Genomic DNA, 24193 nt, shown 5'->3' with positions numbered 1-24193 from the left:
CTTTTTTGATTGTCTAAAATGTATCACATATTACTGTGTGTGTCAAAGTAATATGTGCAAAATAGTAAAAATACAAAATGATTGGCTAAATGGATGAAATGTGGTATAAATAGTAATCGTTACTATTAAGAAAAAGGAGCAAGTAAATATGACAAAAACAATGGATTTGGCGACAGCTTATCGACGATTGAAGAGTCCGAGTTTGAAGACAAGGAAGTCTGCGCTCCGGACAATCAAGGCAGCAAAAAAGCAAAGGAAGGGAAATAGTTAGATGGCAAAGAAATCAAAGATTATGAAGGAACAAAGAATTGAGGCAACGGTGGCGCGGTATGCGAAAGTGCGCGAGCAGTTGAAGAAGAATCATGATTATGAGGGATTAAGTAAGTTACCAAGAAATGCGTCACCAACAAGAATGCATAGAAGGGATCATTTGGATGGGAGACCGCATGCGTATTTGAGAAAATTCGGGTTGTCGAGATTGAATTTTAGAAAATTGGCGCATGAAGGCCAGATTCCAGGAGTAAGAAAGGCAAGCTGGTAAAAAAAGTGCGGAAAAAGACGATTAGACTGTGAGCATTAGCATAACACCAGGGATTGTCCATGGGTTGGGTGGACGATCCCTGGTGTTGGGCTAACTACTCCGCTATTGAGGTTGCTTATTAGCTCAAAGCGCTAATAAGTTTTTTTGCTCCGGACGTTGACCATTCTTGTGGCCGAAAAACAGACCGCAAGAATTATGGCAGCGGAAGAGTCTGCTTTTTGGAGCACGTTTCAGAAAAAAAGTTTGGTGTTAAAAGGGTAAAGAGAATGTCAGAATGGTTTAAGAAGCAAGTAATAAGCAATAGTGGTTTGGTATAAGAGGATAACGTCCAGTATTAAAAATAAGAACGTACCAAAAAAACACGCATTCCCAATGTCCAGTAGATCCAGAACGCTGGATCAAAACATTGAGAATGCGTGTTTTGTTTTACCTAAAGGGGAAAAACTTATTGTTGATTTTGTTCAGGAACTTTACCGAGACTAACATGGCGTTTGACAAGGTAACAACCAACGCCGAGAACCATGCCAACTAAAGCAGGAACTACCCAGTCCATACCGTATTGAGCAAAGGGAAGATAGGATTGTTGAAAACTAGCCATTGCTTTTCCAAGACCGCTTTGGCTGACAACTGGAGGAAACGCAGCCATCATGTCAAATAATGCTGGGACAACGGTAAAAGTAACAACGAACTTATAAACAACCGGGTCGCGATGGAACAGTGGTGAAAAGACGGAAAGTAAGATCAAAGCCATGGCCAAGGGATACAAGAACATCAAAACAGGTGTTGACCAAGCAATGATTTGATTCAAACCTAAGTTAGCAGTTAAAAACGATGCGGCACTGGTGAAGGCCAACCAAGTTTTGTAGCTGATCTTTGGAAAATGTTTGTGAAAATCTTGAGCAAATGCGGCAACCAACCCAATGGCAGTCGTTAAACAAGTTAAAGTGATTAAGGCGGCTAAGATTGATTGACCGACGACACCTAAGTAGTGGTTAACAATTTGATCAAAAGCAACGCCACCATTGGCGCTAACGGCAAATTTACCAAGCGACATTGCACCTAACAAAATTAAAGCTAAGTAGATGATCGCTTCAAACCCCATGGAGAAAAGACCGGCGCGGGCAGTGACAAAGGCGATGCTGTTCGCATTTTTCTTACCCATGAATTTGACGGCCGTGACCACAGTTACCCCAAAAGCCAAGCCCGCTAAAGCATCCATCGTGTTGTAGCCTTGCAAAAATCCGTTTGTGAAAGCACCGGTTTTATAGGCGGTTGTGACAGCTTGGCTAGCAGTTGAGCCGAGCGGATGGCTGAAGCCTAGGAAGAAGACAAAGACAAGTAAAACTAAGAAGACTGGGTTTAGTAATTTACCGACATTGGAAACAATTTTGCTTTGTTCTACTGAAAGAAAATAGGCAAGTGCAAAGAAAACGGCGGAGAAAACAACTAATCCTAAAGTCTGCAAGTGGGCTGGCACGAGTGGAGCAACGCCAACTGTGTAAGAAACAGTGGCAGTCCGTGGGGTTCCAAATAAAGGACCAATTGTGCCATGAATTAAAACCATGAAGACTAAGGCAAATACAGGGCCTAAAGGTTTACCTACGTCGTAAACGCCTTCTGAATGGGTAATACTGATTGCTAGAACTGATAAAAGTGGTAACAAGACCCCGGTTACTAAGAAACCAAGTGCGGCAGGTAACCAGTTCGCACCAGCCAACTGGCCTAAATGAAGCGGAAAAATTAAATTTCCTGCCCCAAAAAATAAAGCAAATAGCATAGAACTTACCACCACATAGTCTTTTTTCGTTAATTTTCTTTCTTCCATAAAATGTCCCTCCTTCATAAGATTTAAATCTTATGAGAAAAAACTAAAAGAAAATAAAAACGTCCTCATCAGAGTAATTATTCTGACAAGGACGTTATAAACGTGTTACCACCTTTGTTTACAGAACCATCACTGATTCTGCCTTTTCGAGTACGCAATCATACTCTAGCTCTGTAATGGGAGCACCCAATGCTTACTCAAATTTCGTAGGCATCGCTCAAAGATGATGTTCTGGAAAAATCCTTTGACGTCCTTTCACCAAACGACGCTCGCTTTGCAATGAATGATTTCCATACTTTCTTTTCACAGCTTTTTTCTCATTAATTTATAATATGAACTTAATTTACTCTAATAAATAACTCTTGTCAAGACCAGTTTAGAAATTTATTGAAATGAAATGTAAATAAAAAATTCAATCACTTAAAAAGTGATTGAATTTTTTTAATGGCAAAAAGCCGATTATTTAACTTTTGGTGTATCTACAATTTCTTCAGTCTTGCCTTTAGCGAAACGTTGGATAGCAACGATTCGTGCTTGACGACGGCGACGTTCGCGCTTACCAGCAACTGGACGGCGTTTTGCGAATGAGTTATATGGTGATCGCATAATGTTCCTCCTAAAAAATAAGTTATTACTATTGTAATCTTAAATGCCCCTAAAATGCAAATGTATTTTATGAAAATATAAACTAATACATGAACGTAAGGATTTATTAATCACTCTTTTAATCTTTAGTAACGTTGCTGCAACATTTTATCGGTATGATTGGTAACAACTTAAACAAACCATGAAGGGAGTCATTTATGATTAAAAGACAGCAACGTTTTGTTAACTGGATTGAAAAACAACTCAAGGCCCACCAAACGCAACCGGAAAATTTATTTGTCACTTTCGGTTATTTGAATCGGGTCATGGGTGCCCTGGAAGACAAGAAGGCTGTCGCCAAACATTATGACGAACGGACAGTAAATGTGGCCCGAGCGCTAATGAAGATGACAAATGATGAGTTTCTCAATGAAATTGCTAAAATTGAACATGCGCCGGCTGAACTTTCGAGTGATGGTATTCAGGTGTTACGGTGGTTTAAAGAACGTGATTTAAATGATCAAGGTAATTTGGTAAGTAATCTCGGTTTTTTGACAGAAATTGTGAATGAAACCGATCAGTCACAGATAGCAAGTTGGGATCGCCAAACGGTTAAAGTGGCACGAATGGCCAATCATGTTAGCAATGATGAGTTGATTGCGATTATGTTGAATTGCCAATCGAAAGCAAAGTATGAACGGTTATCCGTATCAAAACGGACAACCCATTATGCCCGCTTCTTCAAGAGAAATAGCGTACACAAAAGCTTTGGGTCATACGGAGAGTAAAATAATTTTTTCGGATGGAAAGAATCTAGCCTAATAAGCTGGGTTCTTTTTGTTTAATTTAGATAATCTGAACCCAGTAAATGAATTATCGATAATTAAAAGTCGCAGTCGTTTTAAAAGCAGGTTATAATAATTTAGTATGAAACAGGTGGAATAAAGGAGGGAAGCGGTTATAGCTTATGAAAATTGATCGTATGCAAGCTTTTAGTGATGGGGTTTATGCAATTCTGATCACGATTTTGGTGTTGGATTTTAAAGTTCCAGACTATCATGCGGGTAGCTTACTGATGGCCGTGCTACAACAATGGCCGACAATGTTTGCGTACATTGTTTCTTTTTTGTATGTTGGCACGATCTGGCTTTTTCATCACGATTTTTTCCAAACGCTAAAGGAAACCAATACGGGGTTGAATGTCATTAATTTGGTGATGCTGTTTTCTGTAACCTTGATCGACTACCCAACCGCATTGGTGGCTAACACATTAATTTCGCAAAATCGCACTGATATGCAGGTGGCGTTTGTGTATTACGATATAGTCGCGTTGTTTATTTCATTCACGTTTGCCTGGCTGTACACGTATGTGCGCAATCATCCAGAAATGACACGGATGAAAAGTGATCAACCCACTTTTTATCAGGCCATTAAATATGATCCGGTTCGTAGCGTTTTAATCTATGGTGCCGCAATTGTCGCAACTTTCTTCTCAATTTGGCTAGGTGCATTTTTACTTTTAGCAGGTGTCGGCTATCATTTTGTCGCTTACCTGCGATTAAGTAAGTCAATGCAAAAAAGCATAAGAGAAGCCAACAATGGAGAATATAAATGATTATTAATTTGCAAAACACAACTGATGAATCAATGAAAATTAGAGTTTTTTTGAAGTCAAAGGGATTTAGTCACCGCCTGATTAGTAGTGCCAAGCACGAAGGCACGATGAGAATTGAAGGTCATAAAGTTAGTACAACTGACACCCTGGAGGCTGGGGAAAAATTAAATTTGCAGTTACCAAAGGAAAAATCGGATCCTGAAGTTCCATTCAGTTTCGAACCACTTGAAATTGTGTTTGAAGATGAAAACTGGTTAGTGATTAATAAACCAGCTGGTTTAACATCTGTTCCGGGCCCCAGCAATCGAGAAGACACTGTTGTAAATCGCGTTAAAGGGCATTTAAAGAATAACGGCAGTAAAGATTTAATTCCGCATGTCATTACCCGTCTAGACCGCGATACAAGTGGAGTGATGCTAATTGCAAAGAATCGTTTGGCGGTCAGTGTTTTAGCTCCTCAAATTGAAAATCATAAAATTGAAAAAAAGTACTGGGCATTTGTCAGCGGGACAATGGCAGAAAAGAAGGGAATAATTGATAAACCAATTGTAAGATCCGAAGATGGTATTCATCGAGAAGTTAATCCTGAAGGTCAACAAGCAAAAACACGTTTTCAAGTGTTACGTCAATATGGCGACTATGCGTTAGTTGAAGCAGAGTTGTTAACTGGTCGGACACATCAGATTCGGGTCCATTTTGCGAGTTTAGGACATCCTTTGTTAGGTGATCAACTGTATGATGGTCCCATGGAGATGGGAATTTCTCGACAAGCCTTGCACGCTACTTCTTTAAAATTTGTGGATCCGTTGACAGAGCAGAAGCATGAATTCAAAGTTGCAATTCCTGAAGATATGGAGAATTTGAAAAATGTTTAAAAATGAAGGATTGCCAGGAAAAATCCTGGATTCAAAGCAAATCTATAAAGGACCAATTTTCACGTTAAGCCAACAAAAAATTAAGACTCCAGATGGCTTAACGATAGATCGGGACGTCATTTTACATGGTTCCACCGTCACAATTTTGGCATTTACACCCAACCAACATGTTTTATTAAATACGGAATATCGAGTTGGGGTTAACGCAGAAAGTTTGTCATTACCTGCAGGCTTGATTAATGAAGGAGAAACGCCTTTGCAGGCTGCTAAACGGGAATTAATTGAAGAAACTGGGTATCAAACTACGAAAACTGAAATTATGACGACTTCAACGGTATCAGCGGGATTTTCCACCGAAAAGGTAACGCTAATTTTGGCGCAAATTGAACCTCAAAAAACAGAATCTCAACACTTCGACAGTGACGAGTTTGTGAATAGTCAACTGATTCGTTATAGTCACTTGAAACAATTAATTGCGCAAGGTAGAATCCGTTCCTCACAAGCCATTGCGGCTGTTGGTTACTATGAAATGTTTTGTAAGAATAAATAGACATTTTTCATATTTGCAAACTACTTTACATTTTGATGGTCTTCCCGTAACCTATTAATTAGATTAAAGGAGGATTTTTGTGATAATTATACGTGAAGCTGATAAAGATGATGCCGGCCAGATAGCCCCATTGATTAATATTATTTATGATGAAATGGAGTTAGATGAGCTGGATGATGTCCCCGACCCTGTCTGGATGCGGGTGTTACAACGCGCATACCAAACTGACGCCTATACCGGTGAAAAGGCTACAACAATTGTAGCGGAGGATCAAACAACTGGTAAAGTCGTGGGTGTTGCATTTGGCTATCCTGATCAGTATGAAGAAGATCTGGATGCAATTATTGACCGAATTACCCTCAAGGCAAATATTTTTGATGGTGATGTGCTGGATCCTGATTTAGAAGCCTTTAAAAATGAGTGGTACCTTGATTCCATTGCGGTTGATCCAAATTATCAAGGCCAAGGTATTGGTGGCCGATTGTTGCGCTCCTTGCCAGAGTTTGTGCGTCAAGATGGGGATACAATTATTGGGCTAAATGTGGATTTCAAAAATCCGAATGCCAAGCGATTGTATGCAAGACATGGCTTTAAGAAAGTTGGGACAAAAAGGATTGGCGATCATATGTATGATCATATGCAAAAACCAATTGTGACAACACAACCTGTTTTCGCTTAGAAATTAAAATTAATAAAATGAGGTAACCGAATCTAGTTTTCTGGATTCGGTTTTTTAATAGTACGTAATTCTTTCTGGTCTTTGTAAGTCTCTTGGTATCTTTTACGCCGGTTTTATTATAAAATCAAGGAAGACAATAAAATTAAAAATGAGGTAAACAAATTGAGTAAAGATAATGATGAGTACCAAGAAGTTGAATTAGCTTTAGGCGACAAAAAATTTGAACAAATGTTAATGGTTTTGAATCACGGTATTTCTAAGAAAAATGCCAGTGAATATAATTTCAATGGCAACGACATGCAAGAAGTTGGTGAAAATGTTTGGGCAGTTCCAGCTTATTTAGCAGACGATTATTCTCTATTCTTCTTATACACCCAAATTGATACAAAAGACTGGGTTGTGGCTTTTGCGGAAGGAAAAATGCAAACCGAACAGTTTGAACTTGGTTTACCAATGACAACTGGTAAAGGCTTGAACGTGTTGGCAGAAAAAGATATGGATCGGGCACAGATGGTCACTGGTTTTGTGAATGATATTTCCAAAGCTGGCGAAGGTGAATGGCGCATGATTGATGAAGGCAACGAGTCAGAAGATAAAAAAGACTAATCTTTGAGGCAATCTAGATGAATCAAAAAGTTGTTCGGTATGGCATTATGGGGGCAGCTTCCATTGTGCCACGGATTGTGGCAGGCATTCATGAATCGCCCAATAGTGAAGTGGTTGCGATTGCTGCACGGAGTTTGGCAAAGGCGAAACAGGCTGCAGATCAATTCAACATTCCACAAGCATATGGTAGCTATGTAGAACTTTGCGAAGATGACAATGTGGATGTTATTTATGTGCCATTATGGAACGCAGGCCATTATTCCGGTGCCAAATTAGCTTTACAACACCATAAAAACGTGTTGCTGGAAAAACCATTTACGCTAACTTATGTGCAGGCAAAAGAGCTTTTTGCGCTGGCTAAAAAACAAGGGTGTTTTCTAATGGAGGGTCAAAAGGCTGCCTTTTTGCCAATTACGTTACAGGTACGCGACCAATTACTAAATAAACAGGCTATTGGTAAAATTTGCGCCATTACCGTTCAAGAATCACACCCTGGGATAGAAAAAATTCCGTGGTTTCATGATGTAACGGTAGGCGGTGGTGCCTTTTACGGAAGCGCATCATATAGTTTGGAATATCTGCAATTAGTTTTACAAACTGAGATTACGGATTATCAAGGCCAGGTTAGTCGAGTAGGTGTACAGGCAGATGATCAAACGCAGCTGAACCTCAAGTTGGGTTCGGGTCAATTGGCTAGTATTTTCATGACAACGCTAAGTGAACAAGTGCCTAGTCAAATGACTTTTTGGGGAACCGAGGGATCGTTGATGGTACCAAATTACTGGAAAACTGACTCCTATGAACTAAAGGTTGGTAAAAAGATTCAACAAATAACACATCCTCAAAATAGTGAGTTCGTATATGAATTCAACCATGTTTCTGAGCAAATTTTGCAAGGAGAACAGTCAAGTGATGTGATGTGTCCTACCGTTACCTTAGCAACCATGAAGATTATTGATCGCCTTTATCATCAATGGTATCCGGATCAAATGAAAAAGATTCGTTAACTTATGGCTTTTTACTTGTGAGTTGGTTTTAAAGATGATACGCTGTTGACTGGGGTAGGGTTCGATCTAAGTGCCAAGCAATACCTGCAATATCGGTCGATTTTTTGGATGGGCTGATGCTTATCATGTTGCAACGTTTTTAAGAAAAAAGTTTTGTGAAAGATTTTTTAATTAGACGCGTACAAATACGCTTTGACTATGCTTCCTACTGAATCCTAGAAAGCATAAGGAATCGTAATTGAAACAATATGTACCTTGAAACTTTAAGTTTTTAGATTGGCGTTTAGATCTATCCCCAGGCACTTTTCAAGTTGAGCAGGTTCTTGAAAGGTGCTTTTTGTTTTGGCTACAATAAGTCTGATAATTTATTAAAACGTTAACGAAAAATCAAAGTGGCGGGTAAAAACATTGTGATATAATGATAGGTGTGAATTTAACGATAACTAAAAGGAGGGATTTCAGATGTTTGTTGTGAGTATAGTTGCTTTAGTGATTGCCATTGCAATTGGTTTTGAAATTCGAAAAGTTGAACACCAACGACAGTTACGCTTGGCTCACGAACAGGCGCAACAAATTCTGAATGATGCCGAAAAAGCGGGGAAAGTCGAAGCAAAACGAGCCTTAAATAAGGGCAAACGAGAAACGCTTGCTTACCAAGAATCAATTGACCAAGAAATTACGACTGACGTCCAAGACAATGAACGCAAGTCAAATTGGCTTGATCAACGTGACCAGGTTTTAAAAGAAAAAGAAGATCTTTTAAATCGACGGTTTGATACATTTAAGAGTAAGCAAGAAACTGTTAAAGAGAATCGTCAAGAATTAAAGGATGTCCGCGCACAAGCAGCAGAGCTAATCACAAAACGTGAAGATACTTTGCAGGATGTTGCGGAAATGAGTCACGATAAGGCGCAAGATTACATTTTGGACGAAACAAAACGTGATCTGAAAGAAGAAGGCAAACGCACAGTTCGCAATGCGGAGGCTGAGTATCAAAGCAGTAGTGAAAAAGAAGCTAAAAATTTAATTGCCCATGCAATTGAGCACAGTGGTATTCGTTCGCATATTTTTCCATCCAACCGAACGATGGATGTGCCGTCCAATGAGGCGTTAGGCAAAATCATTGGGAATGCTGGTCAAAATGTGCGAGCTTTAGAGGCGTTAACCGGAATTGATATCAATATTGATGATCAACAACGGTTAATTACTTTAGACGGATATGATCCTTTACGTCGTGAAATTGCAAAACGGGCAATGACCCAGATTATTCAAGCTAACCGCATTAATCCAGACATTGTGGAACAAATTGTGAACCAAACCGTTCGAACCGTGGATGAGCTGATCCGCGGGTTTGGCGAACAAGCAATTAATGAATTAAACATTAAAAATATTCATCCAGATTTGATCAAATTTATTGGTCGAATGCATTTCCGAACGAGTTATGGCCAGAATATTTTGGATCATTCTATTGAAGCTGCTAATCTAGCAGGCGTGTTTGCTGCAGAATTGGGTGAAGATGTGGATTTGGCTAAACGTGCGGGTCTCTTACATGATATTGGTAAATCAATTGACCGGGATGTGGAAGCTACCCATGTGGAATTAGGGGTAGAACTCGCTACCAAATACCACGAAGATCCCGTTGTGATTAATGCCATTGCCTCTCATCATGGGGATGTCGAAGCTAAATATGTGATTTCTGATTTAGTAGCTGCTGCCGATGCAATTTCTGGATCTCGTCAGGGTGCTCGTAGTGAATCTGCTGCTGATTATTTGCAACGAATTTCTAGTTTAGAGGGCATTGCAAATAAATATCCTGGCGTACAGGAAAGCTATGCTATTCAAGCAGGACGGGAATTACGAGTGATCGTCAAACCTAATCAAACTTCTGATAAGAGTATCGAAAAACTTGCTGGAAATGTGAAAGATCAAATTGAACAAGAAGTTACCTATCCTGGACAGGTAAAAGTAACGGTCGTACGTAAATTACAGGTTGTAGAGTATGCGGGGTGAAATGAAAAATTTGACAAACGAAGAACAAGCAACGTTGGAAGCTATTGACCAATTTGTGTTTTCTAAGTTAAATGATGATAGAACAGGACATGATTATGCACACATTCAACGGGTCGTCAAAATGGCCAAACGGTTGGCTTCCGAAACTGAAGCAACCGATTTGTTTATCGTTTTGGCAAGCTCAGAATTGCATGATGTCATTGATGAAAAAATTGTGGACAATCAGGCGACTGCTGAGGCGGAAGTGAAGCAGTTTTTACAAGATCAAAAAGTTAGGACTGATCGAATTGAGGCCATTTTTGATATTATTACCCACATGTCGTTTTCTAAGAATCTTGAGCATCATTATAAGTTGAAGTTAGAGGGTCAAATAGTTCAAGATTCTGATCGTTTGGATGCCATCGGCGCAATTGGAATTGGACGGGTATTTTATTATGGTGGTGCTCACGGGCACGTGATGTATGATCCCAAAATTGCTCCGCGAGACAAAATGACACATGCACAATACCGCCAAAATGAAACTGTGATTAATCACTTTTATGAAAAATTGTTGAAATTGGCTGGGTTAATGAATACTGATGCCGCAAAGCAGATTGCGGATCAAAGAACGACTGTTTTGACGGATTTTTTAGACGAGTTCAAAGCAGAATGGAATCAAAATAAATGATTTGGAGTAGATTATGTTAAAAAATCAAAACTCAATTTCGACTAGATACGCGTGGATGTCGGGATTAATTTTCGTTTTATTGTTGTTGGCAATTAAGGCAAATTCTGCCTTACTGTTAAAACTAGATACGGGTATCATTGGCATTGTGCAAGACTCGTTACCTGAATTTGAAACAACATTAATGACACTTGTTTCCAAGATTGCAGAACCGTCATTTGCGATTGTTTATGCGGTGATCATTGCGGCTATTTTATGGTTTATGCGTTTGCGAGTAGATGCTATTTGGACGTTAGCCACGATTGGCGGAGGGGACGTCGTTGCGTACATATTTAAAGAAATTGTGCAACGCGCCCGACCAAGATGGAATCAAATTATTCCAGAAAGTGGTTATAGTTTTCCAAGTGGTCATACCTTTGGGGCTGTCATCATTGTTTTCTTTATCCTGTGGTTCTTTGTCAGCCAAATCCGCTCGACAACCATTCAAAAGGTGAGTCAAATTGGGCTTATCATCTGGGTTGTTCTGGTGATGTATTCACGAATTTACCTTGGCGCACATTATCCTTCTGATGTATTTGGGGCATTCTTCTTAGCGGTGGCTTGGTTAGCAATTGCCCGCTGGTTGTATAAATTGTTGTATAACTTTGTAGCGAAGGTTGTAGAACCTAGGTCTGAGGGAAGACACAGTCAACATTAAAAATCTGTAATTTAAGAGCAGGCAAAAACTATGTTTTTGCCTGCTCTATTTTTTCGTTAGTAGTTGCCTTTAATGACGAAGAATGAGCCACGAATAACGCCTGCCAGTTTGGATTTTTGATGGGCAAACTTGAACTTGCCCTCAAATTCTTTAGGAACATCCATACCTTCAGAGAGTTTAAAACCCACAGCTCGTTTTCCGTCATCAGCAATACTGTACATGACATTAACGACTAGTCCATTTTCGTAAAAAACATAGGCCATTTTGATCCCTTCAACTTCAAAATGGGTGACTTCTAAAGGTGTAGCAGCAAAGTGCATGTCTCGTTCTGATAAAATTTTTTCAATCCAGACAAGGGTATCAGGATCTTCATTAGCGGGAACGGTGGTAAAAACGTGTTTATATTTATTCCAATAATATCGAGCTTCGTTTGCACGTAAACCCGCTAAAGCAGGTGCAACTGGTGAGCTTTCTAATCCAACGGTGGAAACTTCCTTGAAATCAACTTTGTAAACCACTTGGGGTTACCTCATTTCTATATTTACGTACCCATAGTATATAAAGTTACAAGAAATTGGTCAATCAAAAAAACGCGTAATTTTGCCGTTTTTATTAAAAAATAGGAATAATTTATCAACTCAACCTTCAACCTATTCAAATACGTTGTAATTAATCGTCACGATTAGATAGGATTGTGGTAAAATCGACAGTATCAAAAAGTTTTGTGGGAGGTGAAATCTTGACATTTAATTTAACGATTCTTTCAACGAGTGACGTGCATGGATTTGTCTATCCTACCAATTTTGTAAAACGTCATTTGAACTTACCCTTTGGTCTCTTGAAGGCTGCGCAAGTTATTGAAAACGAATGCAAAAATGCGACAGGACCCGTTTTAACTGTTGACGCGGGGGATGTTTTGGAAGGATCCCCACTGACTGAATACCTGGCTAAATTTAGTACGCCACCTGCACCACAACGTTTGCTAAGGGCCTATAATGCCATTGGTTATGATGTGGGAGTGTTGGGTAATCACGAATTTAATTATGGATTGGATTATTTAAAAAAAGCGATTAAAAGCACGGATTATCCAGTTTTATCTGCGAATATTTTGGATCAGCAAAAAAAATCAATTGCGAACGGTGCTTATCGAATTTTTGATAAACAAGGCGTGCGCATCGCTGTGCTGGGGTTAACGACGGCTTATATTCCATTTTGGGAAGATCCAGTTCATATTAAGGGACTACAATTTAAAAAAGTTTTAAAAACTGCCAGACATTATGTTGAAGAGTTAAGAAAAAAAGTTGATGTCATTATTGTTGTGTATCATGGTGGTTTTGAACGTGATTTAAAATCTGGTCAAGAAACGGAATCGTTACGTGGCAAAAATGTAGGTTATGAATTGTTGAAAACAGTTAAGGGCATTGACGCCTTAGTTTCTGCACATCAGCATCGATTAATTGCAACCAAGTTGTTTGGTATCCCAGTTGTTCAAGCAGGGCATCGCGGTGCAGCAGTTGGTAAAATTACGTTGAAGATCGATCCGCAGCAAAAGCATATGGTCGTTGGGGCCAGTTCAGAACTGATTTCAACGGGAAAATCTCCATTACATAAAAAAATAAAGGCAATCATGACGGATGTAGAGTCCGATACACAGTCATGGTTGGATCAACCATTGGGAAAAGTTCAAGGAGATATGAAGATTACGGATCCTTTTAAAGCTAGAGTTGAGGAATCGGCGTTTATTGAATTTATCCAAAAGGTGCAAATGGCGGCCACAGGGACTTCTATTTCCGCTACCGCGCTCTTTAACAATGAAGCGACTGGTTTTGATGAACAAATCACCATGCGTGAGGTAGTTACCAATTATGTTTATCCGAATTCTCTAGCTGTTTTACGAGTTTCGGGCGCGGATCTGCGGGCAGCTCTGGAAGTGAGTGCCAAGTATTTCATGATTAATCAACAGGGTAAATTAATTGTGAATCCCCGCTATTTATCACCCAAAAAACGTCATTACAATTACGATATGTACGAAGGCATTGATTACACATTAGACATTTCAAAGCCAGTTGGCAAACGTGTGGTTCGGCTGATGAACAAGGGACATGTGATTGCGCCAAATGATTCGTTCGAAATTGTGCTTAATAAATATCGAGCGGTTGGTGGTGGACACTATCCTATGTTTTCTGAAGGTAAGATAATTCGTGAAAATACGGAGGCTATGTCAGAGTTAATTGCCGACTATTTACAGAAACATCCCGTGATTACGGCGTCTGTGAACAGCAATTTTAAAATCATTAAATAAAGAACGTATAAGCTAGAAAAGTGAATTTTCTGGCTTTTTTTGTAACTTGAATCAACGTCCTCGAAATCTAAGTTGTTTGGAAGCTGACCAAGGCTTGCGTAGTGATTTATTTTAGTTGATAATTAGCACGGAGGGGGAGATACAGATGCATAAGAATTCGAAAATGAGTGGGATGCGTTTCTTACTTGTGACCGTTTTAAATGCTTTAATCACAGTGGTCGAACTTTTTGGTGGTGTTTTGTCAGGTAGTCTAGCTTTATTGTCAGATGCATTTCATAACCTGGGCGATTCTGCATCCGTCGTTTTGGCGTATGTTGCAAGTCGAATTGGCCTTAAAAATTCAAATATGTCCAAAACATTCGGGTATCGCCGGGCAGAAATTATTTCTGCATTTATGAATTCCGTATTTTTAATTGTCGTTTCTTTTTTCCTGATTATTGAAAGTGTACGGCGAATTTTGAACCCCGAGCCGGTAAATGGGGGGAACATGTTGATTGTGGCGATTGTCGGAACACTGGCTAACTTTATTTCAGCATTGCTGTTGAGTAGCGGTGCAAAGGGAAGTCTAAACATAAAAGCGACCTATCTCCACATTTTAAGCGATGCATTGTCATCATTTGGAATTGTGATTGGAGCCATTATTATTCAGGTTTGGCACATTGATATTGTTGATCCGATTGTGACAATTTTAATTTCAGTCTACATTATGTGGGAAACTTGGCCTGTTTTAAAAGAAGCAATTAATATTTTGATGCAAGGTGCGCCCAATCTAGATTTTGAAGCTATGAAGCACGATATGTTGCAAGAGCCCGGGGTTGTCAATGTGCATCACATTCATGCTTGGCAAATTGATGAAAACCGGATTATGTTTTCTGCACATATTAATTTGAACGATCAATTATTGAGTGATGTTGAGCCTGTTTATCGGCATTTAGAGAATTTATTGCAAAAAAAATATCACGTAGATCACGTGACTTTACAAGCTGAAGTTTTTCGTGGAAAAAGTAATGAACTATTTACGCGTGATCGGCATGATATTTAATGCCAGTTAGTGAGGCTTAACTTTCGCTCACAAGCTGTTTGTGATGGGAGATAAACCAAGTATCCCAAGGAATCTCAGGAGTTCCGGTAAGATTATACTTTTGATCAAGATGCTCCATGACCTGAATGTAGTCGTTACTGGAAGTGGCTAGGCTTAAATCCAACAAATTGGCATGGGTTAAATAACGATTTCGGGCGATAAAAGCGTTAATATCGCTAAGATAACCTGCGGGAACAAACGACGAAATAATTTCGAGACTTTCGGCTTTATAGAGTCGAATGTAAAACTGTGCAAAAGATCGGACGGCTTTAGCCTGATTATCCGAATCTAATTGCGTGATGGAAACTAAATTACTCATAACAGCCCTTCCTAACTTAACTTATTACGTCTTAAGTATAGACCTTAACTATTAAAAGTGTAAAATTAAAGTTTGGGGTACCTTAGTTGTATTTCTGATTCAAATGAGTTATAAAAGTAGTATTAACAAAATGAGGTGAATAGATTGACCCCGATGAAGGAAGACTATCTTAAAATTATTTTTGAGCTAGGCGGAAAATCAAAGAAAATATCAAATAAGCAAATTGCAATGGGTCTGAACATTGCAGCCGGTTCAGTAACTGAGATGATTACGAAGTTAGTTGAGGAAGGTTTGGCAAAACACACGCCTTACTCTGGAATTTCGTTAACTGACAAAGGTATTCAAATTGCTGAAATTATGGTCCGTAAGCATCGTATGTGGGAAACTTTCTTAGTTGAGAAATTATCCTACAAGTTATCTGAAGTGGATGATGATGCAGAAGTATTAGAACATGTGACAAGTGAAAAATTGTTGGATTCTCTTGATCAATTTTTAGGTTACCCAACACACTGTCCGCATGGTGGAGTAATTCCTGATAAGGAAGGGAACTATCAAGAAGATAGTCATACTTTGTTAGCAGATGTTAAAGAAGGCAGTACGGTGGTAGTTGATAGGTTTATTGATAATCGTGAACTTTTAAATTATTTGGATGAGATTGATTTAGATATTGGTGATAAGATTCAAGTGATTCACCACGCGCCGTTTGAGGGTGCAACGACTGTTAAACTGATTGATAATGAATCAAAAGTTGATGAACGACAAATCAGTTATAAAGCTGCCCATTATGTTTTTGTTCAGGATGACTAATTTTTCTAAACTGGCTTTTGTGATTCACGAAAATCAACCGAAAGTTGTATGTCAGTTAAAAAGCTGTTATGATAGCCATACGGAGATTGATAGCCAATTGAAAATTAAGAAATTAAATAAATAAGGACTTAATTTTAAAAGTGGGTATCTTTTTCTAAATTGATATGGTACAATTACATTGTATTTTGGTTAGGTAATTTTGGTAAGATCGTTTCATAAAGAAATATCCCCAATTTGCACCGGATCAAGTATTAAAATATTTAGTGCAAAAAGCACTCAGGAGGATTTTCTATTATGGAACATGGTACAGTTAAATGGTTTAACGCAGACAAAGGTTTTGGTTTTATTACTCGCGAAAACGGTAGCGATGTATTCGTACATTTCTCAGCTATCCAAGGCGACGGCTTCAAGACTCTTGAAGAAGGCCAAGCAGTTACTTTCGATGTAGAAGAAAGTGACCGTGGACCACAAGCAGTTAACGTAAACAAAGACTAATTTAAAATTAGAATTTATCAAGTCAGGAATTTCGGTTCCTGGCTTTTTTTATGTCTTTTTTTATTTAACGCTCTAACTTGAATAAATGTTTAATTTCTGGTCGTTTTGTTGGTGGGGCTATGGCATAATAGACTTTAATTAATCAACGGGGTGACAATGGTGAAAGAAACCGATTTGGTATTAGATACCTGTTTATTGGCAGGAAGAATTATGATTGAAAATGGTTCAGAAATGGCTCGTGCAGAAGATACGATTATGCGGATTGCCACAAATTCGGGTTATCCAGACGCACAGGTGTTTTCGACTGTGACAGGAATTATCATGTCGATTCCGGACCAAAAGAATGCTCAGGTTGAAAGTGTTAGTCGCCGAAACATTGATTTAGAAAAAGTGAGTTGGGTTAATCGACTTTCAAGAGATTATGCGGTTAAAAAAATTACGTTAACTGAATTCTTCGATCAGCTAAAAATTGTTGATGAAGCTGTGCCATACTTTCCGTTTTGGTTACAGGTGTTGGGTGCTGCGCTGGTCAGTGGACCATTAATGACGATTTTTTGTAATAATTTTTATGATATTGGCGTTACCTCAATCATTGGAGCTATTGGGTTTGCGATTTACTATGCGATTAATAAAACATTGGATATTAAATTTATCAGTGAATTTGTTTCATCGCTTTTAATTGGGTTTATGGCGGTGTTGACGGTTCGAATGGGATTAGGTCATTCGGTAGATAACATTATCATTGGTGCTGTAATGCCACTGGTGCCTGGTGTGCCGTTAACAAACGCGGTGCGTGATATTTTAAACGGACATTTTGTAAGCGGCCCAGCACGGGGAATAGAGGCCTTGCTGACGGCATCTGCAATTGGCTTTGGCATTGCCTTTGTATTTAGATTCTTTTAAGGAGAAACTCACTGATGATTATGATAATTAAGTTGTGTTTTGCGTTTATTGCCACGGTCGGCTTTGGCATTATTATTAATATTCCGCATCGTGCGTTGCTTATTGCCGGTTCAATTGGCACCGTTACCTGGTTTATTTATTGGGCCCTGATCAACCTCAATTTTGGGATTGCGCTGACCAATTTGTTAGCATCCGTGGCGATCGGAATTTTGAGTGACATTGCGGCGCGAAGAATGAAAATGCCCATGTTGATCTTTAATATCCCGAGTTTGGTTCCCTTAGTGCCCGGCGGACAAGCTTATCAAATGGTCCGTAACATTGCGTTAGGAAACGCGGCTCAAGGCATGCGATTTTTGACGGAAGTGATTGAAATTACGGGTTCGATTGCGATTGGCTTCCTAATTGCCGAATTATTGAATAAATTGTGGAAAAAGCTTCTTTTAAAACGCGCATCGAGGGGAATGTAATAAAACTGTAAAAATGATGATATCTGATTAGGAGTCTAAAAATGTTAGTATGAAAGTATACATAGTAGTTAATGGGACACAGGGGAGACATTGGAGGAATATTTTTGAAGGATACACAAAGAAATAAAGTTATAGCAGGTTGTTTGATGACATTGGGTTTATTGCTTAGTCTGTTAATGGGGGGCATTTCGGCTAAGGCACAGTCAGTAAACAGCTACATTACAGCAATCAAAATTAAACCGGTAGGAATTACGACTTCTATTTGGAGTGGATTTCCACATTATAATTATAACAAGGGCTATGGGAAGCCTGAAGGGGTTGTGGTTCATGAAACCGCTAATCCCAGTTCTACAATTTACAATGAAATTGCATATATGAAAGCACACTATAATGACGCTTTTGTCCACAGTTTTGTGGATGCGGATCATATTATTAATATTGCGAATACCAACTACTTATCTTGGGGAGTTGGTTATCCTGGAAACGGAAAATTTGTTCAGTTTGAGCAAATTGAGGTTCATTCTAAGAAGGCATTTGCCCGTGAAATGGCTAATGCGGCGTGGTATACAGCATATTTGCTAAATAAATATAAGCTAACGCCAAATGATGCTTGTTATGATTATAAAGGGACAGTTTGGTCACACAAAGCTGTTGCTTTACACTTTGGTGGTTCTACCCATACTGATCCATATGGGTACTATTTAAAAACGGGTAAAACATACTTCGGTCAGGGATACACAATGGCCGAGTTTTATCAACTGGTCAAGAGCTATTACACAAGTCTGCAACATTTAAGTGTGAAATATACGAATACCAGCTTGACCATGGATGTTAAAACGGTTCCGGGTTATGATTTCTATAATCATGTGCCTAAGAGCAATTACACCACCAAACGAGTAAATTATGGCAAAACGTACGCAGGAAAGACCGTTCAAATTGATTGCACTGGAAAACGTAGTGGTACCGGGACACTTTACTATCGTGCATATTATAACGGTAAATTGATTGGTTGGATTTACGGTGGTGGACTTGCTAAACACGTGACCTACACGGCAACCACAAAAACAATGGATGTGAAAGTTACCCCTGGCCATGATTTTTATAATCATGTTACCAGCAGTATGTATACAAACAAACGATTGCATTATGGGAAAACCTATGCGGGTAAAACAGTTCAGGTTGATAACATCGCGTATCGAGATGGCACCAAAGTTCCTTATTATCGTTGTGCCTACCAAGGCAAACGGATCGGCTGGATTTACGGTGGAGCACTTGGTGTTCGCGTAACCTACAAAACGATCAATTCGAAAATGACGGTCAAAAAAGTTCCCGGCCACGACTTTTTAAATCACGTCACAGCAAGTAAGTATACGGTCAAACGCCTGAACTATGGCAAAACTTACGCAGGTAAAGTAGTGAAAATTGACAATATTGCTTATCGTGACGACGTGAAAACACCTTATTACCGTTGTTATTACGGTGGTAAGAAGATTGGTTGGATTTATGGAAGTGCGTTAAGTTAAAATTAAAAATACCTTCGCTGGGATTAAAATCCTACGAAGGTATTTTTTTGTTTGATTTAATATTGTCCGTTAGATTGCGTTGTATCTGAATAACCAGTTCCGGTTGTCACACTTGTTAGATTAGATGTTCCAGTTGATTTATGTCCGAGATCTAATCCTTTTCGAATAAAGTTTGTAACCCGTTGCATTTCAGTTTGGCTCGCAACCTCATAATCTTGACCGTTGATTAATTGCGTCGTTCCTTGCAAATGAGTTGATTTCAAATGATGAGTAGCGACACGGTACTTTGTGGAAAGTGCCACAATCTCATCGAAAGTTAAATCAGTTTGTGTTTGCTTTTTGATGGAAGTTAAAAAGCTTTGACTAAGTAAAGTGGTTAAAGAATCACTCTTACGCAGAATTGCCATTAATACCTGTCGTTGCCGTTTTTGACGACCATAATCTCCTTGAGGATCATCATCACGCATCCGCGAATAGTCTAATGCAGCTTTACCGGCAAGTCGGATCTTTTTACCTTTGACAACATTGGCAGCGCCATACTTAAAGGTGAGAGTCGGGGTAATCGTGACACCTCCAACACCGTTCACAATTTTTTCAAGACCGCCCATGTTAATTAAACCATAGAAATCAATTGGGACATCTAATAACTGCTGAATTGATTTAATGCTGGTACCCGCACCGCCAAATGAATAAGCCGCATTTAATTTGGAAGGCGCGTATTGTGTGTAACCCGGAATTGAAAGGGCAGTATCACGCGGAATACTCGTCAGTGTCATTTTTTTCTTTTTAGGATTTAGGGTGGCAATAATGATGGTATCAGTCCGACCACGATAGTTCCGACCTAAGGCACCAGTATCAGTTCCAAGAAGGAGGATTGAAATTGGTTTACCTTTTTTTATGACTGAAGAAACATCCCGAGCCTTTTGAATATTAGCACTGTTGAAAACAGAATTAGCTGCCTTTTTTGCGGAATACCACTTATAGGCAGCAAATACGCCGAGGACAATGACTAAAATTCCCACAATTGCGATAATAAAGCGTCTCCGTCTATGTTTTCGTGGCCGTTTCTGTGGGTCACGGCCTTCCATGTCTTGGTGCATCTCAGTGCGGGTCGGGGGAACATTAAAATGGTTGTGCAGGTCGGATCTTTTGGGCGTTTGGTCCTCATTCATTGTTTTGCCTCCTGAAGCAATTATTAATTAAAGTTGGTGCTTAACTTAGCATACCGAATTAATGTTAAATAAATCTTATTTTTAGATTGATTTAAAACATTCTTTAAACATAAAAATTATATCACATTAAGAGTGCCAAAAATGACTGATTCGCCCATAAAACAGGTTCAGGACGATTGAGTGGGTTTTGAAAATATTCTTTGTCCATCAAAAATTAACGAATGAAAAGAACTATCATCTTTCTTTAATTCAAGGTACTTCTTTGCCGACTAAATAGGTATAATGGTCAATATAATTCATAAGCACAATTAAAAACTTGTCGCTGAGAGGAAGCGATCATATGGATCAACTTACAAATTTTAAAAACGCGCATCGAAAAATCAAATTTACAACAAAAGATGGTTTGAAGGGACAACTGTTTTTTGTGCAGGCAAACATTGTGCGGGTCATGGTCAATTCGACAGGAAATTTTAATGGACAAGCGACAATTCCCAAAGCGGTGGATATCCCGACTTTAGGCGATGAAACAGTTGCCAGTGGCAGTGGTGCTCAAAAGGTGGGAACTCCTTTATTGACCCAAGATTTTTTGACAGCACATGGAGAATCTTCGAAAACTGGATTGAACACTGACCAGTTTCATCTTGAGTTTGATCAGACCTCTGGGCATTTCACTATTAATGACGAAACGGGAAAAGTCTATTTTAAACAAAATCGGATGCCTACTCGTAATAAAGAAAAGACTCATTTAAGCTTGCGGTTACCCAGCACACCAGAAACTTATTATTTTGGCGGAGGGATGCAAAATGGGAAGTATTCTTTGAAAGGTAAAGAAATTGCAATTGAAAACACAAATCGCTGGACTGATGGTGGGGTGACTTCCCCAGAGCCATTTTTCTTTACGACAAGTGGTTATGGCATTCTTTTTAATACTTTTACAAAAGGGCGTTATGATTTTAGCGATCCCCGGTTTATTCAATTGACACATGAAGATCCGCAACTCGATTATTTTGTAATTCTTGGGGAAACACCAGCAAAATTAATTCATGGCTATCACAAGTTAACAGGACTGCTACCGCTCAATCCACTCTACAGTTTTTATCCTGCCCATTTAAACGCATATAACCGTGACTATTGGTTTCCAGTAAGTCCAGACAGTGATGGCGCTATTCAGTTTCCGGATGGGAAAACTTATAAAGAATATCAACCACTCAATCCGAAGTCGTTTAATACGGAGCGTCCTGGAAAAATTAGTTTTGAAGGTCAAACAATGGTTCCTAATGTTTACGGAACAGGACATGTTTCGTTTACAACCGTTGATGAACAAGGAGATCCTGTTTCAGGAGTTTGGGAGTCATTAAATGGCGAGAATAAGAATTATCAATTTTCTGCGCGTGCCATTATTGATCGGTATCATCAAAAACAACTGCCACTGGGGTGGTTTTTACCAAATGACGGTTACGGAGCTGGTTATGGGCAGACCGATAGTTTTGCGGGAGACTTACAAAACTTAAGCCAGTTTTCAAAATATGCGCATGAACATGGAGTAGCCACTGGCCTATGGACGCAGGAACAGTTGGTACCCCCAAATGCACAGAACATTCAAAAAGGTGAACGTAATTTGGCAGCCGAAGCCAAAGTCGGCGGGATTTCTGCAATTAAAACAGATGTGGCTTGGGTTGGGGCTGGGTACACATTTGGGTTAAATGGAATCGCTAAGGCTGCCCAAACATTAACTGCTGTCCATAAAAAACGACCGTTCATTTTGACGGTCGATGGCTGGGCAGGTACCCAACGCTTTGCGAGTGTTTGGACTGGCGATCAAGCAGGATCAGATTGGCAAAATATTCGTTTTCAAATACCCACTTACCTGAGTGCCGGATTGTCTGGAAATTCCAATATTGGCTCAGATATTGATGGTATTTATAGCGGCGACAATCCAGTCATTCAAACTAGAGATTTGCAGTGGAAGTCATTTACTCCCTTACAACTTGTGATGGACGGTTGGGGCAGTCGGGCCAAGGATCTGGGAAGTCAGTTTGGTGCCAACTTTCTTGCGATTAATCGGTTTTATTTAAAACTAAAAACTAGGCTTTTACCTTATTTGTATAGCTTGGCATTTGAAGCACGGACTAATGGGGCACCTATCGTCCGACCCACGTTTTGGCTAGAAGCAAGTGACTTCACGTACGGCGGCAGCCTTAATCAACAGTTTTTGTGCGGAAATTCATTATTAATTGCGCCAATTTTTGAAAATTATCAGCTGCAAGTTGATGGCACGGACTTACGCGCTAGCCTTTACCTCCCAGATGCCAAAACCACTTGGTATGATTTTTTCAGTGGGGATGCTTACGAAGGCGGTCAAACAATTAGTGATTTTGAGGCGCCTTTGTGGAAATTGCCTCTTTTTGTCAAAGCAGGAGCTATCTTACCATTAGCTAATGCGACGGAGCATCCCGATGAAATTGATAAAAGTCAGGTTGAATTACTGATCTATCCGGGTGGGTATTCTACTTTTGTGCTTTACGAAGATGATGGGAAAACGACAAACTATTTGCACGGAGAACGGCAAATAACAAAAATTTCTCAACAAACGACGTTGTCGACAGTGAAGCTAATAATTGCGGCGGCCAAAGGTACATTTGCTGGGTCAACTATGTCACGCCAATATAACGTATCACTATTTTTAGCCAGTGAACCCACAGAAGTGTGGGTGAATGGAAAACGGTTGGCAGATGCCGACTATCATTACGGACCACGTATGCTTGAAAAGTTTACAATGCCTAGTGAAGAAAAAAGTGATTTTGCGCGAACTGAGATTAATCAAGGTAATTTCTTAGTTGTGTCACTCAAAAAGGTTTCAGTGAAAATGGAGCAAACGATACGAGTTGTGCTTTGAGTTATGCTGTTGAGTTGTTAAACGATTTTTAACTAAAGATTGAAAGTATCAAAATTATTATATCAGTGTGTTGATTGCAAAGATTAGACTTAGTCTGGAAGCAACTGGGCTCAGTAGTGTCGTTTATCTTATCGGTTTTCGCTTAGATAAAGGCCGAGCTTGGAGACGTGGCTTGCGGCTCCAAGTCGTGCCCACTATTCCGCCTAGTAATGATGATTTTCGTTCCGAAAATCTTTCTTGCTCCAGTCGATGTCGATTCTTGTGGCAAACTCGGCCGCAAGAACTCGCACTACGTTCCCAGCCCAAATTTGCTGGAAGACGGCATTTTATCTAATTTTGCTGTCATGAACGGTTTCGTATCAAGCAACAAGATAAGTTTTGTAGTTTCACCTTGAGATTTTTAAATATTGATTGATGCAGAACTGGAAGTGAAATGACTTCTGGTTCTTTTTTTGATTGGAACTGGCGGATAAAATTTCACGCGTTAGTTTAGTTGTGCGGTATGATAAGGGTGGCAGTAAGTTAGCAACGAAACATTTTGAAACTGGACAAAAAAAGTACATTATGAGAACAA

At 39.4% G+C, this 24193-nt stretch carries 25 protein-coding genes and 1 other annotated feature; of the genes, 20 read left to right on the top strand and 5 right to left on the bottom strand.

Annotation, left to right across the window (positions count from 1 at the left end; translation table 11 throughout):
* The first annotated feature begins 148 nt into the window (after positions 1–148).
* The gene (locus AB3217_RS07935; protein ID WP_186806983.1) at positions 149–271 is read left to right on the top strand and encodes a putative metal homeostasis protein; all 123 of its coding nucleotides are present in this window, start codon (positions 149–151) and stop codon (positions 269–271) included.
* The gene (gene rpsN, locus AB3217_RS07930; RefSeq protein ID WP_260267823.1) at positions 272–541 is read left to right on the top strand and encodes a 30S ribosomal protein S14; all 270 of its coding nucleotides are present in this window, start codon (positions 272–274) and stop codon (positions 539–541) included.
* 445 nt (positions 542–986) lie between these two features.
* Here the strand turns inward: rpsN and brnQ are convergent, their stop codons facing one another.
* Positions 987–2366, bottom strand: coding sequence for a branched-chain amino acid transport system II carrier protein (gene brnQ / locus AB3217_RS07925; RefSeq protein ID WP_367365936.1), 1380 nt, complete (start codon positions 2364–2366; stop codon positions 987–989).
* 84 nt (positions 2367–2450) lie between these two features.
* Positions 2451–2682 (bottom strand) — a binding site (T-box leader).
* A 143-nt stretch (positions 2683–2825) separates the two neighbouring features.
* Positions 2826–2972 (bottom strand): hypothetical protein, encoded by a 147-nt coding sequence (locus AB3217_RS07920; protein ID WP_164481576.1) that lies wholly within the window; start codon positions 2970–2972, stop codon positions 2826–2828.
* A 197-nt stretch (positions 2973–3169) separates the two neighbouring features.
* Between AB3217_RS07920 and AB3217_RS07915 the strand changes: the two genes are divergently transcribed.
* From AB3217_RS07915 to AB3217_RS07870, 10 genes are all read left to right on the top strand, one after another.
* Positions 3170–3739 (top strand): hypothetical protein, encoded by a 570-nt coding sequence (locus AB3217_RS07915; RefSeq protein WP_367365935.1) that lies wholly within the window; start codon positions 3170–3172, stop codon positions 3737–3739.
* Positions 3740–3918: 179 nt separating this feature from the next.
* Complete coding sequence (locus AB3217_RS07910) at positions 3919–4566, top strand: TMEM175 family protein (RefSeq protein ID WP_367365934.1); 648 nt, start codon at positions 3919–3921, stop codon at positions 4564–4566.
* A complete protein-coding gene (locus AB3217_RS07905) occupies positions 4563–5441 on the top strand; it encodes an RluA family pseudouridine synthase (RefSeq protein ID WP_367365933.1) in 879 nt (292 codons plus the stop codon). Before AB3217_RS07910 ends, AB3217_RS07905 begins: the two co-directional genes overlap by 4 nt.
* Positions 5434–5991 carry an NUDIX hydrolase gene (locus AB3217_RS07900; protein WP_057785055.1) on the top strand — a complete coding sequence of 186 codons (558 nt, stop codon included), beginning with the start codon at positions 5434–5436 and terminating at the stop codon, positions 5989–5991. Before AB3217_RS07905 ends, AB3217_RS07900 begins: the two co-directional genes overlap by 8 nt.
* A 79-nt stretch (positions 5992–6070) precedes the next feature.
* The gene (locus AB3217_RS07895; protein ID WP_057785054.1) at positions 6071–6670 is read left to right on the top strand and encodes a GNAT family N-acetyltransferase; all 600 of its coding nucleotides are present in this window, start codon (positions 6071–6073) and stop codon (positions 6668–6670) included.
* Between the two features lie 162 nt (positions 6671–6832).
* A complete protein-coding gene (locus AB3217_RS07890; protein WP_057784779.1) occupies positions 6833–7276 on the top strand; it encodes a hypothetical protein in 444 nt (147 codons plus the stop codon).
* A 17-nt stretch (positions 7277–7293) separates the two neighbouring features.
* Positions 7294–8283 carry a Gfo/Idh/MocA family protein gene (locus tag AB3217_RS07885; protein WP_057784778.1) on the top strand — a complete coding sequence of 330 codons (990 nt, stop codon included), beginning with the start codon at positions 7294–7296 and terminating at the stop codon, positions 8281–8283.
* Positions 8284–8745: 462 nt separating this feature from the next.
* On the top strand, positions 8746–10293 hold the full coding sequence (gene rny, locus AB3217_RS07880; protein ID WP_057784777.1) for a ribonuclease Y: 1548 nt from the start codon (positions 8746–8748) through the stop codon (positions 10291–10293).
* 1 nt (position 10294) lies between these two features.
* On the top strand, positions 10295–10960 hold the full coding sequence (locus tag AB3217_RS07875) for an HD domain-containing protein (protein ID WP_057784781.1): 666 nt from the start codon (positions 10295–10297) through the stop codon (positions 10958–10960).
* Positions 10961–10973: 13 nt separating this feature from the next.
* Positions 10974–11654, top strand: a complete 681-nt coding sequence (locus AB3217_RS07870) for a phosphatase PAP2 family protein (RefSeq protein ID WP_057784776.1) — start codon at positions 10974–10976, stop codon at positions 11652–11654.
* A gap of 56 nt (positions 11655–11710) precedes the next feature.
* Here AB3217_RS07870 and AB3217_RS07865 read toward each other — a convergent pair whose 3' ends face one another.
* On the bottom strand, positions 11711–12172 hold the full coding sequence (locus AB3217_RS07865; protein ID WP_068805360.1) for a phage tail protein: 462 nt from the start codon (positions 12170–12172) through the stop codon (positions 11711–11713).
* A 221-nt stretch (positions 12173–12393) separates the two neighbouring features.
* On the opposite strand from AB3217_RS07865, the gene AB3217_RS07860 reads away from it, so the two are divergent.
* Together AB3217_RS07860 and AB3217_RS07855 are read left to right on the top strand one after the other, a co-directional pair.
* On the top strand, positions 12394–13956 hold the full coding sequence (locus AB3217_RS07860) for a bifunctional UDP-sugar hydrolase/5'-nucleotidase (RefSeq protein WP_367365932.1): 1563 nt from the start codon (positions 12394–12396) through the stop codon (positions 13954–13956).
* 145 nt (positions 13957–14101) lie between these two features.
* Positions 14102–14998 carry a cation diffusion facilitator family transporter gene (locus AB3217_RS07855; RefSeq protein ID WP_367365931.1) on the top strand — a complete coding sequence of 299 codons (897 nt, stop codon included), beginning with the start codon at positions 14102–14104 and terminating at the stop codon, positions 14996–14998.
* Between the two features lie 16 nt (positions 14999–15014).
* Here AB3217_RS07855 and AB3217_RS07850 read toward each other — a convergent pair whose 3' ends face one another.
* Positions 15015–15356: a hypothetical protein gene (locus tag AB3217_RS07850; RefSeq protein ID WP_068805368.1), complete on the bottom strand. Its 342-nt coding sequence runs from the start codon at positions 15354–15356 to the stop codon at positions 15015–15017.
* Positions 15357–15500: 144 nt separating this feature from the next.
* On the opposite strand from AB3217_RS07850, the gene AB3217_RS07845 reads away from it, so the two are divergent.
* The 5 genes from AB3217_RS07845 to AB3217_RS07825 all read left to right on the top strand — a co-directional run bounded on the left by AB3217_RS07845 (position 15501) and on the right by AB3217_RS07825 (position 19551).
* Positions 15501–16163, top strand: coding sequence for a metal-dependent transcriptional regulator (locus AB3217_RS07845; protein ID WP_057784771.1), 663 nt, complete (start codon positions 15501–15503; stop codon positions 16161–16163).
* A gap of 294 nt (positions 16164–16457) precedes the next feature.
* Complete coding sequence (locus tag AB3217_RS07840; protein WP_046871276.1) at positions 16458–16658, top strand: cold-shock protein; 201 nt, start codon at positions 16458–16460, stop codon at positions 16656–16658.
* A gap of 156 nt (positions 16659–16814) precedes the next feature.
* The gene (locus AB3217_RS07835; protein WP_260267809.1) at positions 16815–17561 is read left to right on the top strand and encodes a threonine/serine exporter family protein; all 747 of its coding nucleotides are present in this window, start codon (positions 16815–16817) and stop codon (positions 17559–17561) included.
* A 14-nt stretch (positions 17562–17575) separates the two neighbouring features.
* Positions 17576–18028: a threonine/serine exporter family protein gene (locus AB3217_RS07830; protein WP_057784769.1), complete on the top strand. Its 453-nt coding sequence runs from the start codon at positions 17576–17578 to the stop codon at positions 18026–18028.
* Positions 18029–18132: 104 nt separating this feature from the next.
* Positions 18133–19551, top strand: a complete 1419-nt coding sequence (locus tag AB3217_RS07825; protein ID WP_367365930.1) for a GW dipeptide domain-containing protein — start codon at positions 18133–18135, stop codon at positions 19549–19551.
* A gap of 56 nt (positions 19552–19607) precedes the next feature.
* Here the strand turns inward: AB3217_RS07825 and AB3217_RS07820 are convergent, their stop codons facing one another.
* On the bottom strand, positions 19608–20723 hold the full coding sequence (locus tag AB3217_RS07820; protein ID WP_084254238.1) for an LCP family protein: 1116 nt from the start codon (positions 20721–20723) through the stop codon (positions 19608–19610).
* Between the two features lie 340 nt (positions 20724–21063).
* On the opposite strand from AB3217_RS07820, the gene AB3217_RS07815 reads away from it, so the two are divergent.
* The gene (locus tag AB3217_RS07815) at positions 21064–23619 is read left to right on the top strand and encodes a TIM-barrel domain-containing protein (RefSeq protein ID WP_367365929.1); all 2556 of its coding nucleotides are present in this window, start codon (positions 21064–21066) and stop codon (positions 23617–23619) included.
* Positions 23620–24193 lie beyond the last annotated feature (574 nt).

Source organism: Pediococcus parvulus (assembly GCF_964063155.1).
GTDB classification, from domain to species: Bacteria; Bacillota; Bacilli; order Lactobacillales; family Lactobacillaceae; genus Pediococcus; species Pediococcus parvulus.
The sequence above is the reverse complement of the archived record's forward strand: the minus strand, read 5'-3'. Positions and strand labels throughout refer to the sequence as shown.